Annotated in this window: 12 protein-coding genes; 7 read left to right on the top strand and 5 right to left on the bottom strand. The window is 57.6% G+C overall.

Annotated features, from left to right (window positions below):
• The first annotated feature begins 148 nt into the window (after positions 1-148).
• The 7 genes from AC1RT6_RS12130 to AC1RT6_RS12100 all read left to right on the top strand — a co-directional run bounded on the left by AC1RT6_RS12130 (position 149) and on the right by AC1RT6_RS12100 (position 8,447).
• Positions 149-619: a tetratricopeptide repeat protein gene (locus tag AC1RT6_RS12130; protein ID WP_244553519.1), complete on the top strand. Its 471-nt coding sequence runs from the start codon at positions 149-151 to the stop codon at positions 617-619.
• Positions 620-918: 299 nt separating this feature from the next.
• Positions 919-1,995: a multicopper oxidase domain-containing protein gene (locus AC1RT6_RS12125; protein WP_079447650.1), complete on the top strand. Its 1,077-nt coding sequence runs from the start codon at positions 919-921 to the stop codon at positions 1,993-1,995.
• Between the two features lie 23 nt (positions 1,996-2,018).
• Positions 2,019-2,696 carry a c-type cytochrome gene (locus AC1RT6_RS12120; protein WP_079447649.1) on the top strand — a complete coding sequence of 226 codons (678 nt, stop codon included), beginning with the start codon at positions 2,019-2,021 and terminating at the stop codon, positions 2,694-2,696.
• Positions 2,696-3,052 (top strand): c-type cytochrome, encoded by a 357-nt coding sequence (locus AC1RT6_RS12115; protein ID WP_079447648.1) that lies wholly within the window; start codon positions 2,696-2,698, stop codon positions 3,050-3,052. The genes AC1RT6_RS12120 and AC1RT6_RS12115 overlap by 1 nt, the downstream gene beginning before the upstream one ends.
• A 47-nt stretch (positions 3,053-3,099) precedes the next feature.
• Positions 3,100-4,050: a multicopper oxidase domain-containing protein gene (locus AC1RT6_RS12110; protein WP_079447647.1), complete on the top strand. Its 951-nt coding sequence runs from the start codon at positions 3,100-3,102 to the stop codon at positions 4,048-4,050.
• 436 nt (positions 4,051-4,486) lie between these two features.
• Positions 4,487-6,337, top strand: coding sequence for a putative bifunctional diguanylate cyclase/phosphodiesterase (locus AC1RT6_RS12105; RefSeq protein ID WP_079447646.1), 1,851 nt, complete (start codon positions 4,487-4,489; stop codon positions 6,335-6,337).
• Between the two features lie 316 nt (positions 6,338-6,653).
• On the top strand, positions 6,654-8,447 hold the full coding sequence (locus AC1RT6_RS12100; RefSeq protein ID WP_472790575.1) for a glycoside hydrolase family 15 protein: 1,794 nt from the start codon (positions 6,654-6,656) through the stop codon (positions 8,445-8,447).
• 3 nt (positions 8,448-8,450) lie between these two features.
• On the opposite strand, the gene AC1RT6_RS12095 is transcribed toward AC1RT6_RS12100, so the two are convergent.
• From AC1RT6_RS12095 to gnd, 5 genes are read right to left on the bottom strand one after another with little or no spacing between them, the layout of a single operon-like run.
• A complete protein-coding gene (locus AC1RT6_RS12095) occupies positions 8,451-9,254 on the bottom strand; it encodes a Cof-type HAD-IIB family hydrolase (RefSeq protein ID WP_472790573.1) in 804 nt (267 codons plus the stop codon).
• A complete protein-coding gene (locus AC1RT6_RS12090) occupies positions 9,251-9,787 on the bottom strand; it encodes a gluconokinase (protein ID WP_079447644.1) in 537 nt (178 codons plus the stop codon). The genes AC1RT6_RS12095 and AC1RT6_RS12090 overlap by 4 nt, the downstream gene beginning before the upstream one ends.
• Positions 9,784-10,527 (bottom strand): 6-phosphogluconolactonase, encoded by a 744-nt coding sequence (gene pgl / locus AC1RT6_RS12085; RefSeq protein ID WP_079447716.1) that lies wholly within the window; start codon positions 10,525-10,527, stop codon positions 9,784-9,786. The genes AC1RT6_RS12090 and pgl overlap by 4 nt, the downstream gene beginning before the upstream one ends.
• Positions 10,524-12,038 (bottom strand): glucose-6-phosphate dehydrogenase, encoded by a 1,515-nt coding sequence (gene zwf, locus AC1RT6_RS12080; protein WP_079447643.1) that lies wholly within the window; start codon positions 12,036-12,038, stop codon positions 10,524-10,526. The genes pgl and zwf overlap by 4 nt, the downstream gene beginning before the upstream one ends.
• The gene (gene gnd / locus AC1RT6_RS12075) at positions 12,038-13,051 is read right to left on the bottom strand and encodes a phosphogluconate dehydrogenase (NAD(+)-dependent, decarboxylating) (RefSeq protein ID WP_079447642.1); all 1,014 of its coding nucleotides are present in this window, start codon (positions 13,049-13,051) and stop codon (positions 12,038-12,040) included. Before gnd ends, zwf begins: the two co-directional genes overlap by 1 nt.
• Positions 13,052-13,155: the final 104 nt, after the last annotated feature.

The raw sequence follows: 13,155 nt of genomic DNA, 5'->3' as shown, positions 1-13,155 counted from the left end.
CTCCAGAGGCTGGTTAAAGCTGTGCATTGCGTCCTCGGCTGCGGGAGCTGTGGTTGGTATAGCTGCCGCGGTCTGGCTCACGCATCAATCACCTCTCACCACACACCACATAACCGTTCCGCTGAACAGTGCGGCCACGACGTCGCCGATGCCACTTGAAGGCTTGCTCGACTTGCCGAAGCTCCTGGCTGCGGAGCACGCAAGCCAGCCCTGGGCGATCATGGGTGGTGCATTGCTGCAGCTAGGGTTTCCTCGTTTCAGTATTCCGGTGCTTGAGCGCGCGATCGAAAGTGATCCTGACAACAGCGTGCTTCATGTTGCATTGGGGGAAGCGCTCGCGCTGGCGGATGGTGGCATGATTTCAGATCGAGCCAAGTCGGAATTTGAGTTCGCGCTCAGAGGCGATCCAAACGATCTGATCGCACGATTCTATATCGGGCAGTGGTTGCTGCAAAACGGAAAGGCAAAGCCGGCATTGGTCAAATGGGTAGGCTTGATGCGGACGGTGGGAAACGATCAGACCTGGAATGATCGACTATGGACGGTGATGCCGAGAGCGGCGGAAGAGGTCGGTATCAGCCAACTGACGCTGCAAGCTCTTTGCACCTCGGGGATGTAGTCGTTGTGCAGTGTAATCGGCGTCGTCGCGCATTTTGTGAAATGTACACAACGCGGATGCGATCGTCGTCGTGTGTTTTCCCAGCCTTGGCGAACTGTTAAAAGATGAATTTTAAATATTGCTTTATGGAGCTGAAGATGGCAATTATCGATTGTAGTCAGTTCGAGGTTGGGGTTCGCGCGTCATGATCATGAGCACTGTTCAGCATCGGCGGCTCCAGCATGAGCGGGCGCCTGATGGATAAGCGTTCCGCGTCGCCTATGCCTTGGTAGTGGCTTATCGAAAAACATCAATATGAAATGCATGTTATTCCCATGATCCTGCAACGCTGTTCGCTGCGCGCGCATCTCGTGAAAGTCATTTTCGCTGCAAGTGCCTCGTTGTGCATCGTGAGTCCGCGCACCGCGCTTGCTGAGACAAGGCAATTCTCGATGGTCATCGAGGATACGATCCTTAAGCTCGTCGACAAGCAGACCTTCTACGCCTTCTCGTTCAACGGCCAGAGCCCCGGGCCGCTTTTGCATGTGAAGGAAGGCGACGATGTCGAGATCGAGATCGAAAACCAGACGACGTTGCCCCATACGATTCACTGGCACGGCCTGTATCAGCGCGGCACCTGGAAGAACGACGGCGTGCCCGACGTCACGCAACCGGCAATTCCTCCGGGCGAGACTTTCACCTATCGCTTCAAGGCCGAACCGTCCGGCACCATGTGGTACCACTGTCACGTCAACGTCAACGAGCACGTTGCCATGCGCGGCATGTGGGGTCCTTTTATCATCGATCCGAAAGATCCGCCGCCGGTCGAGAAAGAAGTCACCAAAGATTACATCATGATGTTTTCCAGTTGGGCGTCAGCCTGGGCGAAGAAGCCCGGCTATGGCGGCGTTCCTGGTGATGTGCCGGATTTCTTCACCATCAACGGCAAGGCTTACCCGGACACTCAACCGTTGCGGATCAAGGAGGGTGACGTCGTTCGCATCCGCTTGATCGGCGCCGGCGACGAACTGCATTCCATTCACATCCACGGTCATCTCTTCGAGGTTTACGCCAAGGATGGCCGGCCCCTCGCCAATCCCTACCTCGCCGACACGATCCTGTTCGGTCCGGGTGAGCGCTATGACCTGATTCTGCGCGCCGACAATCCCGGCATCTGGATGGTGCACGATCACATCGACAAGCACACCACGAATGGCAGTTCTCCGATGGGCGGCATGATGACCACTATCGAGTATGAGGAAATCCCGTTGAAGGATCAGTCTTTCTACAAATGGAAGAACAAGGAGTTCGTGCCCGATTTTTATTACGAGGAATCGATGAAGAAGCCGCTCGATATGCACGAGAGCCCTGCCTTCAAAGGCGATCCCGCGCCCTGAATTCAATCGAAAGGAGAGTCGACATGAAAGGGCTTTTGCTCGCCGTCGCGGGCTTGACCGCGGCATTACTGAGCAGCGCAAGCGCCGCCGACAAACTTGATCAGAGCTGTTCCGGTTGTCATGCGCTGGTTAAACCGAGCGATGCTTCGCTTGACAGGTTGCTGATGCGCAAAGGTCCCGACCTTTGGTTTGCGGGTAGCAAGTTCAAGAAGGAATGGCTGGTTTCCTGGTTGCAGGATCCCAAGCCGATACGTCCCGCCGGTTACCCGTATTTCAACATGGTCAAGAAGGGCGACAAGAACGATGTGCCCGATCCGTCCAAGATCATTGCTCACCCGAAGCTAAAGAAGGCCGATGCCGAGGCTGCCGCGGAAGCACTGATGGCTTTGAAGGCTCCCGCAGATCTCGTTCCGGCAGGCATTTTCAAGGGTGAGATGAAAGGTGCACGAATGGGTGCGCTTGCGTTCGTCAAGTTTCGCGGCTGCGTCGCCTGCCACCAGGGCGAAAAAGGAGAAGGGGGCCTCTCCGGGCCGCGATTGACCGATGCCGGCGCACGACTGCAAGCGGATTTCATTGCCGCCTATACCGCAGATCCGCAGCGTTTCGATCCGCATATCTGGATGCCGACGTCGAATCTGAAGGATCAGGATATCCAGCGACTGACCGCGTTCCTGGTTCAATTGAGCCAAGGAGACAAGTGATGAAAACGCAAACGTTGGCGGCTTTGGCCGGTCTGGTTCTGCTGCTCGTGTCATCGACAAGCCATGCCGATCAGTCGATCGAGCAGATTTATGGGATCTATTGCGTGCAATGTCACGGCCTCCAGCGCAACGGGACGGGGATCAACGTGCCCGCTCTTTCCGTGAAGCCGCGGGATCACACCGATGCAAAAAGTATGGGTGACACACCAGATGATGAACTGTTCAAAGCCATCAAAGAAGGCGGGCTTGCCGTCAACAAGTCGGTGCTGATGCCAACCTGGGGTCACGTCCTGTCCGAAGAGCAGATCACAGGCTTAGTCAAGTATCTGCGGCAGGTCTGCAAATGCGGCAAATAGATTCAACAAGAAAGCCATACCAAATCATGAAGGGGAGAACGATTTCAATGACCACCGCACATTTGAAGAACAGCGCCATCGTGGGGAGCATGGCAGCAGTCATGGTTCTTTTCGGCGCCGCGATCGCCACGGCGCAGGCCAAGACCGTCAAGATCGAATTGGTAGCCAAGGAAACGACGGTCCCGCTTGATAACCAGGGCAACACCGTGGCCGCCTGGACCTTCAACGGCCAGGTTCCCGGTCCGGTGATCCGGGCCACAGAAGGCGACACCATCGAGTTCACTTTGAAAAACGATGCCGCGAACAAGAAATCGCATTCGATCGACATGCACTCCGCGCGCTCGGATGTTCTGACGGATTTTGCATCGATCAAACCCGGCGAGACCAAGACCTTTTCGTACGTTCCGGAACATCCAGGTGTGTTCTTCTATCATTGCGGATCTGATCCGATGATCCAGCACATCGCCCGGGGCATGTTCGGAGTGGTCATCATCGATCCGAAAGATCCTAATGCGATGCCCAAAGCTGACCGTGAATATGTCCTGATCGAGCATCAGATGTTCGAGAATCCCGAAGATGTCGACAGCATGATGGCGAACAAGTGGAAGCGTAACGCCTTCAACGCCGTGCCCTTTCAGTATGACCCGGTGCATGATGAACACGCGACGCAAACTCTCGAGGCCAAGCCGGGCGAGCGCGTGCGCGTCTATATGGTTAATGCTGGTCCCAACGAGTTTTCCGGATTTCATCCGATCGCTGGCATCTGGGACAGGGTGTATCCCTCGGGCAATCCTAAAAATATGATGGTTGGGATGCAGAATTATACCTTGGCGCCGGGTGACGCGGCGACCTTCGATCTCATTTCACCGAAGGAAGGCGCGTATGCGCTGGTGGATCACTCTATGCGCGCCGCGCTTACTGGCGGCATCGCGATCCTCATGATCAGCAATAAGGCTGATCCCTCAATGGGTCGGGGAGACAAGATCCTCGTGCGCTGATGTTTGGCTTTGGCGTGGAGCGTCATCGGCGTTCCACGCCAAAGGTTTTTCAGGACGCAAAATCAGACGAGACCTGGGTAAAGTATTTGTTTGAGCTGTATCTGTTCAATAGCTCCGTAAATCCCGCTCGTGGCGTCAATTCTTCTCTTAATTATCGCGAGCGCAGAGCTAGGTCTTCGGAACGGAGAATTTAGTGCCCCGGTTCATGCATTGGTAACAATATAACGAAGCTGATATGAGCGGCGCTGCATTTGGTGTGGAAAGTGCGGCCGTGTTTATGCGTCGGATTTAACTAAACCTACAACGTGGCGGAGTATTCCTTCTTGTGAAGGCAGAAGGTGATGCGCTGTATTTGACCGCGACCACCGTTGCTGCCCGCAAGAGCCTGAAAGTCCGGTAGTTTCCCCTTTCAGACGCGGTGAAGGTTGGGAAGTCCATGTCCGGTACGCCTGAGCGAAACGAATTTTCTGTTGTCGCCAGTGAGAGTGGACCGAGACCTCCCGATGGACTGGAGGCCAGCCGAAATGACTTCCCGCTCGAGATAAGGGATTCCTCGCGACTGAATTTCCTGATTGAAGTTGTTAGATCGCTTCCGACAGCCGTGACGGTTCAGGACGAGCAGGGAAACTTCGTGTTCGTGAACGCGGCCGCCGTGGCCCAGTTCAATGTGCCGGCGCGGGACATCGTCGGAACGGTGTCAGGTGCGCCGCTCCCGTCAAAAGAGCTGAATGATCGCATAAATCTCGCTCGCGGGGTTCTGCAATCGGGCGGGAGCAGGATATCCGAAGAGTACATTCGAACGGATCATGCGACGAAGATCTTTCTGACGACGCATGAGCCTGTCGTGATTTCGAACAGAAAGCTTGTGTTGTCGAGCTCGGTTGATATCAGCCGTCAAAAGGCCGTTGAGGAAGAGCTTTTTCGTTGTGCGTATTATGACGAGCTGACGGGCTTGCCGACCCGGCGCGTCATCGAACAGCACGCCAACAGCCTCATCCGCGAGGGGGAACATTCCGTTAGATTTGCGGTGGCGTTTCTCGACATCGACAACTTCAAACACATCAACGACTACTACGGCCATGCATCCGGTGACGGGCTTCTGATCGAAGTTGCCAGACGCTTGGACCTTGGCCTACGTGCCACCGATATGCTCTCCCGGATCAGCGGCGACGAGTTTCTGCTCCTGCTCAACCCGGTCCAAAGCGACGCCGAGCTCGCCGAATACATTGAATTTCTATTGCAGCGGCTTAAGGCGCCATTTTTCATCGACGGATCGGAACTGTTCGCGTCCGCATCGATCGGAGTGAGCATCTATCCGGATCACGGCGACACTTATGAGGTTCTGCGGCAGAACGCCGACACCGCGATGTATCAGATCAAGAACGACACAAAGGGCGGAGCCGCCATCTTTGATTCCGGAATGCAGCACGAGGCATTGACCCGAATGAAGATCGAGCAATCGTTGCGGCTCGCGATTCTCGACAAGCGGTTCTGTTGCGCGTTCCAGCCCAAGGTGGACATCAGAACCGAGCAGATCAAAGGCATTGAGGCGCTGGTTCGGCTGCGCAACGATGACGGTATCATTCAGGCGCCTGGAACGTTCGTTGATCTCGCGATTGAACTCGGCTTGATCGATGAGTTAACGCATCTGGTTCTGGCCGAAATCATGAGGTCAATCGATCTCATCGACGATGCGTTCGGCACCGATGTTAGCATTAGCATCAACGTCGCCGCCAAGCAGGCTGGCAACGTGGTATTCATGACATCCTTCGCACGGGCGCTGGAGAAGACCGGTTGCGCAACGCGATTCATCGTCGAGGTCACCGAAGATGCGTTCGTGGCGAAAACCCGGTTCCAGACGGAGATTCTGCCAGTCCTGCGAAGGCTAGGCGTCAAAATCTCCATCGATGATTTCGGGATCGGATATTCGTCTCTGTCGGCCCTCGCCGATATCACCGCTGATGAAATCAAGATTGACCGGTCGTTCATCGTCGATATCCACAAGCGTCCGCGCAGCCAGGGTATCCTCAAGGCGATTGAATCTCTCGGCGATGCCTTGGGAATGGCGGTGATCGCGGAAGGCGTCGAGAAATTCGAGGAGCTCGCTTATTTGCAGGCAGCGACGCGGATAAAATATGCGCAGGGCTTCTATTTTTCCGAGCCCGTCTTTCTCGAAAATATCGAACCCGGCAAACCCGCGGTGAGTAAACGAGGCACCAGCTCGGACAGCCGGTCCGTGCAGGAAAACCGTTCGGTTTATTCCCGCGCCAACGGCTATAGCCGCTAGGTTCTCATTCAACGCCGTAGAACCAAATTCTGACTTACCTTTGAGCATGATCGCCTATGCCGGACATGTATGATGCGGCTGGGGATGCTTCATAAGGCGAGGCATGAGCCGAACCTTATGCCGAAAATTTGGCGAGCAACTGCGCTAAGCGGTGGATCACAATGGGTACCCGTGCGTTCGCATCCAGTCGCTCGCTCTCCATTTACATGACATTCTTTTCCAGAAAGTTCACCAGGCGGGATGGCCAACTACCCGGCGATGAATAATATTGGCGTTCCGTCATTTTGTTTTCAGCTCACCTGCCGAGTTCCGCAAATTGCCCAGCAACATCGAAGACTATGGAATCATCGGCGACGGCGAGACCGTCGCGCTCGTCGACCGGACGGGGTCACTCGACTGGCTTTGCTGGCCGTGCTTCGATTCCGATGCCTGCTTTGCCGCCCTCCTGGGCGATGAGCGTAACGGCCATTGGCGGATCGCTCCTTCGGAAAAGATCGAGCGATCGAGTCATCAATATCGCGGAGACGGCCTTATCCTCGAAACCCGGTTTGAAACCGCCGGCGGCGCTGTCACTTTGATTGATTTCATGCCGCCGCGCGGCACGGTGTCCGACATCGTTCGCCTCGTCCGGGGCGACCGCGGCCGCGTGAAGATGCACATGGATATGGTAATCCGGTTCGGCTTCGGTAAGAACGCGCCATGGGTCCGCCGCACGGAGGACAGGGCGCTGCTCGCCATTTGCGGGCCGGACATGCTGGTGTTGCGCACGCCGGTTGAGACTCACGGCGAGAACATGACCACCGTCGCGGACTTCGAGGTCAGCGCCGGGCAGACGATTCCGTTTGTCATGGCGTACGGCGCATCGCATTTCGCCGTTCCACCCCCGATCGATCCTGCGAAAGCGCTGCGGGACACGGAGGCGTTCTGGAGCGAGTGGTGCGAAAAGTTTGACTATGACGGTCCGTATCGTGATCTCGCAATGCGCTCGCTGGTTGTCCTGAAAGCCATGATCTATGCGCCTTCTGGCGGCATTGTCGCGGCTCCGACAACCTCGCTTCCCGAAAAGCTTGGCGGTGCACGTAACTGGGATTACCGGTTCTGCTGGCTGCGCGACGCGACCTTTACGCTGCTCGCGCTGATGAACAGCGGCTATTACGATGAGGCGTCGGAGTGGCACGACTGGCTGCTGAGATCGGTCGCAGGCTCGCCCTCCGACATGCAGATCATGTATGGCATCCTGGGACAACGTCGCCTGACGGAATGGGAGGCAGACTGGCTGCCTGGTTATGAGGGCGCGCGGCCGGTCAGGATCGGAAATGCGGCGCATGCCCAGCTCCAGCTTGATGTCTACGGCGAACTGATGGACGTATTTCACCAGTCGAGGGAGGCGAACCTCAAGCTGAGTGAGCCAACCTGGGCGCTGGAATGCGAGCTACTCGAGCATCTCGGCCGTATTTGGAATGAAACAGATTCAGGTATCTGGGAACTAAGGGGACCTGGCAAGCACTATGTCTCGTCGAAGGTGCTTGTCTGGGTAGCGTTCGACCGCGGCGTCAAGAGCGTGGAGCATTTCGGTTTCGAAGCGCCGGTCGAGCGTTGGCGTGAACTGCGTGATACGATCCATTGCGACGTCTGCGAAAAGGGTTTTGATCGCGAACAAAATACCTTCGTCGTATCCTACGGCTCGAAGCTGCTTGATGCCAGCACGCTTCTCATTCCGTCGGTCGGCTTCCTGCCGGCGTCTGATCCGCGTGTTGTGGGAACGCTCGCAGCGGTGGAGAGGCATCTGATGCCGGACGGCTTCGTGCTCAGGCACGATCCGCGCGCGGTGTCAGACGAACAGCCGCCGATCGAGGGAGCCTTTCTGGCCTGCACGCTCTGGCTCGCCGATGCCTATGTCCTGAGCGGCGATATCGAGCGGGCCGAGATGCTGCTGAAGCGGGTTGCGGGGGTGGCGAACGACCTTGGCCTGCTGTCGGAGGAGTATGATACGGTTGCCCGTCGCATGACGGGAAATTTTCCGCAGGCACTGACCCACATTGCGCTGGTCAACACCATCCACAATCTCAACGCGGCACGTAAACCGGCGATGCAGCGGGCAAGGGCATAGCGGCTAGTCGAGGGCCATGATCTGATCGATCGCCTTGGCGAAACCGTCGTTTTCATTGCCATCGGTGACACGAGTGGCTTGCGCCTTCACGTTGTCTTCGGCATTTCCCATGGCAAATGACAGGCCGCTTTTGGCAAACATGGCCAGATCGTTCTGCATGTCTCCGATGGTCGCGATGTTGCGCGTTGAAATGTTGAGGCGCTTCGCTAACGTCTCCACGAATGTGCCCTTGTCCTCTCCGGCAGGTGTGATGTCGAGATAATAGCTCTGCGATCGGACAACCTTCGCCTGGCCGGCGAGGGCCACCTGCATCGCCATCTCGCAACGGGCGAGCTTCTCGGGATCGGCGCTGACGCCAACGATCTTGGAGGCGTCGTCTGTGAATTCCTCAAAATCGGAAACCATAACCGGAGCCATTCGGATTGTGTGCTGCTCATGCGGAACGTAGCGGCCATCGTCGCGCGTGATAAGCCAACGGTCCGCGGTGAACAGCCAAATGTCGGTTTCGGAAGTTTTCAGCGCGTCGATCGCTCGTCGGGCGGCCGACGCTGAAATGGCAGTCCTTCGAAGCATCTTGAGGGCGGGATCGATCATCAGACTGCCGTTGAATGCGCCGAGCGGCAGTTGGATATTGAGCGGCTCGATCAGCATTCGCATACCCAAGGGAGGGCGGCTGCTGGTGATCGTGAAGCTGATATCTCTTTCGGCAAGTCGTTTCACCGCCTGGATTGCAGCTTCCGTCAGACGTTTGTCGGGCGTTAGCAGACTTCCGTCAACGTCCGAAATCACGAGGGAAATGCTGTTCATGAGAGTATCCAGCCCGCGTCGAGCATGGTGACGATTCGATCGGTAATTTCGTCCACGCTCGCATCGATGTCGACAACGATCGGTCGCTCATCCTCGGTAGGCTCCTCCAGTGTTGCGAGCTGGCTCTCGAGCAACGCCTGCGGCATGAAATGATCGCCTCTCGCCTTGAGACGGCTCATGATCAGGCTTCTGTCGCCGCGCAGGTAGACGATGCGGGTGTCGCTATGACCTTGCACGAGAATGTCGCGATAGGCGCGCTTGAGCGCGGAGCAGGCCATGATCACGCTCGTGCCGTTTGCACGTCTGCGGCCGATCTCCGCGGCGATGGCGCGTAACCACGGCCGCCTGTCGTCATCGTTCAATGCGATGCCGGCGCGCATTTTATCAATATTGCTTTCCGCATGAAAACGGTCGGCATCCTCAACTATCCATCCCAGTCGTTGTCCTAGCGCAACCGCAATGGTGCTTTTACCAGATCCCGACACGCCCATGACAATCAGCGCGCAAAAGGCGGCATCTCCGCCCGCATTCATGCCGGCGATCCTGCGGCCGCGGCATCGGTCAGCCACGTTGTGATGCCGCTGGAATGTGCGCGTGTACCGGGCAGATCGGCGCCCGCCATAACTTTCGAGAGGATGCCTTGCTTGGCTTTACCGCTGACGAGAAACAGCATCTCGCGTGAGGAGGCCAGCGCCGGGAGCGTCAGGGTGACGCGGGGAACAAAAGGCTCGACGTGCGCGTGGTCCACGCCGACGACCCATCGTTCGGTCTCGTCGAGCGCTCGATCTTCCGGAAACAAAGAGGCGGTGTGACCGTCCGGTCCAAGCCCCATCAAAACGACATCAAAAAGCGGTTTGGCTGCATCGAGACGACGCGCGTTGTAAAAGAGTTGGAGTTCGCGCTCGTAAAGCCGCGCCGTCGTATCCGGATCGTGAGCATCCGTCGGCATAGGATGGATATTTCCCGGCGGAGCGCAACGGTTCAGAAAAAGGTCCCTGGCCATCGCCATATTGTTGCGCTTGTCGTCCGCGCTCACGAAACGCTCGTCCCCAATGAACCAGTGAACGCGGTCCCAGGCGATCCGCGAACGATAGTCCGGGCTTCCCAGCAGCGCGTAGAGCGCTTTTGGGCCGGAGCCGCCGGTCAGGCAAATCGCCGGCCGCGTTGCATTTTCCGCAATCCGGGAGATCATTCGTTCCGCTGCTTCGGTAGCGACTGCTTCCGCATCTGGGAGCACCTGAAACCTGCGGTCCGCCGCGTTAGCGGATGTCATGTCAGCTCGCGCCACTGGTTGCCGTCCCGCGCCAGCAGTTCGTCGGCCTCACGGGGGCCTTCGCTGCCCGCCTTATAGCCCACCAGCCCGTTGGCGCCGGCCTTCTTCCAGGCGTCGAGGAACGGCTGCACCGCCTGCCAGCCGGCCTCCACGCCGTCAGCGCGCTGAAACAGGATGTTGTCGCCGGTCATGCAATCGTAGATCAGGGTTTCGTAACCGGTACTCGGTGCAGCGTGGAAGTAATCCTTGTAGCGGAATTTCATCTCGACGCCGTCGATCGAGATCGTGGGGCCAGGTACTTTGGTATTGAATTGCATCGTGATGCCTTCGGCCGGCTCGATGCCGATGACCAAATAGTTTTGCGACAGCTGGTCCACCGGCGTGCAGCGAAACATCGCGAACGGCGCCTGTTTGAACTTGATGGCCACCTCGGTGCGCTTGAGGCCGAGAGCCTTGCCGGTCCGCAAGTAGAATGGAACGCCGGCCCATCGCCAGTTGTCGATGGTCAGCTTGAGCGCCGCATAGGTCTCGGTGGTGCTGTTGGGCTTGACGTCGGGGGTGTCGCGGTAATCGACGACCGCCTCGTCGCCGACCTGCCCGGCGTAATATTGTCCGCGCACAGAATTTCTCAGCGCCTCCTCCGGCGTTTGCGTCTGGATTGCGGCCAGCACTTCCGCCTTCTCTGAACGCACCGCGTGAGCTTCGAATCGCCTCGGTGGCTCCATGGTCACCAGCGAGAGCAACTGGAACAGATGGTTCGGCACCATGTCTCTCAGTGCTCCGGTAGCGTCGTAGAAGCTGCCGCGATGTCCGACCGACAGCTTTTCGTCGACGGTGATCTGGATATGATCGATGTGGTTGCGATTCCAGATCGGCTCGAACATGCCGTTGGCGAAACGAAGAACAAGGATGTTCTGGACGGTCTCCTTGCCGAGATAGTGGTCAATCCGATAGATCTGATGTTCGTTGGCGATCTTTAGCAGCCTGGCGTTGAGCGCTCTGGCAGACGCAAGATCGGTGCCGAAAGGCTTTTCGACCACTAGGCGACGCCACGTGCCGTTTGTCTCTCGCAGTAGACCGACGCGGCCAAGTTGTTCTGCGATCGGTGCAAAGGCTGTCGGCGGCACGGCAAGATAGAACAGGCGATTGCCGCACGTCCCCGTTCTTGTCTCAAGCCTTTCACAGGCCTTGCTCAGCGTATCGAATGAGGATGGATCGGAGGGGTCGGCTTCGACGCACGTCAGGCAATTAAGCACCTTGTCGGCAATTTCGGTTTTGACCGGCCGCGTGGCATGCTTTTTCAAACCCTCCATCAGGCTTTGCCGAAGATCGTCTTCCGACATCTGCTTGCGGACGATACCGACGAGGCAAAACTGCTCCGGCAGCAAGCCGGATTCGGCAAGATTGTAGAGTGCCGGAATGATCAGGCGATGGGTGAGATCTCCGGTGACACCAAAAATGACGAAGCAGCATGGCTCCGGGTTGCGCGGCTTGTTGCTTGCGACCGTCATCAACTCGCGGTCCTCCCCTTTGTAGATGGATCGGTTTCTCCTGGCTCCTTGTGCCCCCCGAATCCCTCTCGCATCGCCGAGAGGATTTTCTCTGCGAACGTATGTTGCTGACGCGAGCGAAAGCGCGCGAACAGTGCGGCCGTTAGAACTTCGGCCGGAACGGCTTCATCAATGGCGGCGTTGACCGTCCAGCGACCCTCGCCGGAATCTGCGACAAATCCCGAGTAAGCCTCGAGAGTCTCGCTGCGGGCCAACGCAGAAGCGGTGAGATCGAGCAGCCAGGATGAAATCACACTGCCGCGGCGCCACACCTCGGCAATATCTGCGAGGTCAAGCTTGAACCGATGATGCTCTGGCAGCGCATTGGTGTTCGCGTTTTTGAGAATGTCGAAGCCTTCGGCAAAGGCCTGCATCAGGCCGTATTCGATTCCGTTATGAACCATCTTGACGAAATGGCCGGAGCCAACGGGCCCCGTGTGGAGGTAGCCTTGCTCGACGCGCGGATCACGGCCGTCGCGGCTCGGCGTTCCCGGAATGCCGCCGCGTCCGGGCGCCAGCGACGCGAAAATCGGGTCGAGACGATCAACCACGGCCTTGTCGCCGCCGATCATCATGCAATACCCGCGTTCCAAGCCCCAAACTCCGCCGCTGGTGCCTACATCGACATAGTAGATGCCCTTGTCGCGCAGCGTTCTCGCGCGCCGGATATCGTCCTGCCAGAAGGTATTGCCGCCATCGATGATGACATCATCTTTATCGAGCAGCCCGGCGATCGTCGCGATGGTGGACTCCGTAATCGCTCCGGCGGGCAGCATGATCCAAATGGCGCGCGGCTTTTCGAGCTTGCGGACGAAGTCTTGGAGATCAATCGCGCCTGAGGCTCCCTCCGCGGCAATCGCGGCGACGGCCTGGTCGCTGATGTCATAGACGACGGCCTGATGACCTCCCTTTTTCATCAGGCGGCGAACGATGTTGGCCCCCATTCGCCCCAGTCCGATCATACCTATCTGCATTGGTCCGATCCCTCCTCCGGGAGCCCCTCGTGGTCTGGACATTCCACGGGCGGTCCGATGGTTCAATGATGCGTGCGGTTCACGGTATGGCCCAACACCTCGGG

Source organism: Nitrobacter sp. MLSD-S21 (assembly GCF_058809865.1).
The sequence above is the reverse complement of the archived record's forward strand: the minus strand, read 5'-3'. Positions and strand labels throughout refer to the sequence as shown.

What these genes read in the sequence shown, in the direction of transcription:
- AC1RT6_RS12090 (WP_079447644.1), bottom strand. Translation starts at nt 9,787, where the DNA reads ATGAATGCGGGCGGAGATGCCGCCTTTTGCGCGCTGATTGTCATGGGC.
- gnd (WP_079447642.1), bottom strand. Translation starts at nt 13,051, where the DNA reads ATGCAGATAGGTATGATCGGACTGGGGCGAATGGGGGCCAACATCGTT.
- AC1RT6_RS12115 (WP_079447648.1), top strand. Translation starts at nt 2,696, where the DNA reads ATGAAAACGCAAACGTTGGCGGCTTTGGCCGGTCTGGTTCTGCTGCTC.
- AC1RT6_RS12120 (WP_079447649.1), top strand. Translation starts at nt 2,019, where the DNA reads ATGAAAGGGCTTTTGCTCGCCGTCGCGGGCTTGACCGCGGCATTACTG.
- AC1RT6_RS12110 (WP_079447647.1), top strand. Translation starts at nt 3,100, where the DNA reads ATGACCACCGCACATTTGAAGAACAGCGCCATCGTGGGGAGCATGGCA.
- pgl (WP_079447716.1), bottom strand. Translation starts at nt 10,527, where the DNA reads ATGACATCCGCTAACGCGGCGGACCGCAGGTTTCAGGTGCTCCCAGAT.
- zwf (WP_079447643.1), bottom strand. Translation starts at nt 12,038, where the DNA reads ATGACGGTCGCAAGCAACAAGCCGCGCAACCCGGAGCCATGCTGCTTC.
- AC1RT6_RS12105 (WP_079447646.1), top strand. Translation starts at nt 4,487, where the DNA reads ATGTCCGGTACGCCTGAGCGAAACGAATTTTCTGTTGTCGCCAGTGAG.
- AC1RT6_RS12130 (WP_244553519.1), top strand. Translation starts at nt 149, where the DNA reads ATGCCACTTGAAGGCTTGCTCGACTTGCCGAAGCTCCTGGCTGCGGAG.
- AC1RT6_RS12095 (WP_472790573.1), bottom strand. Translation starts at nt 9,254, where the DNA reads ATGAACAGCATTTCCCTCGTGATTTCGGACGTTGACGGAAGTCTGCTA.
- AC1RT6_RS12125 (WP_079447650.1), top strand. Translation starts at nt 919, where the DNA reads ATGCATGTTATTCCCATGATCCTGCAACGCTGTTCGCTGCGCGCGCAT.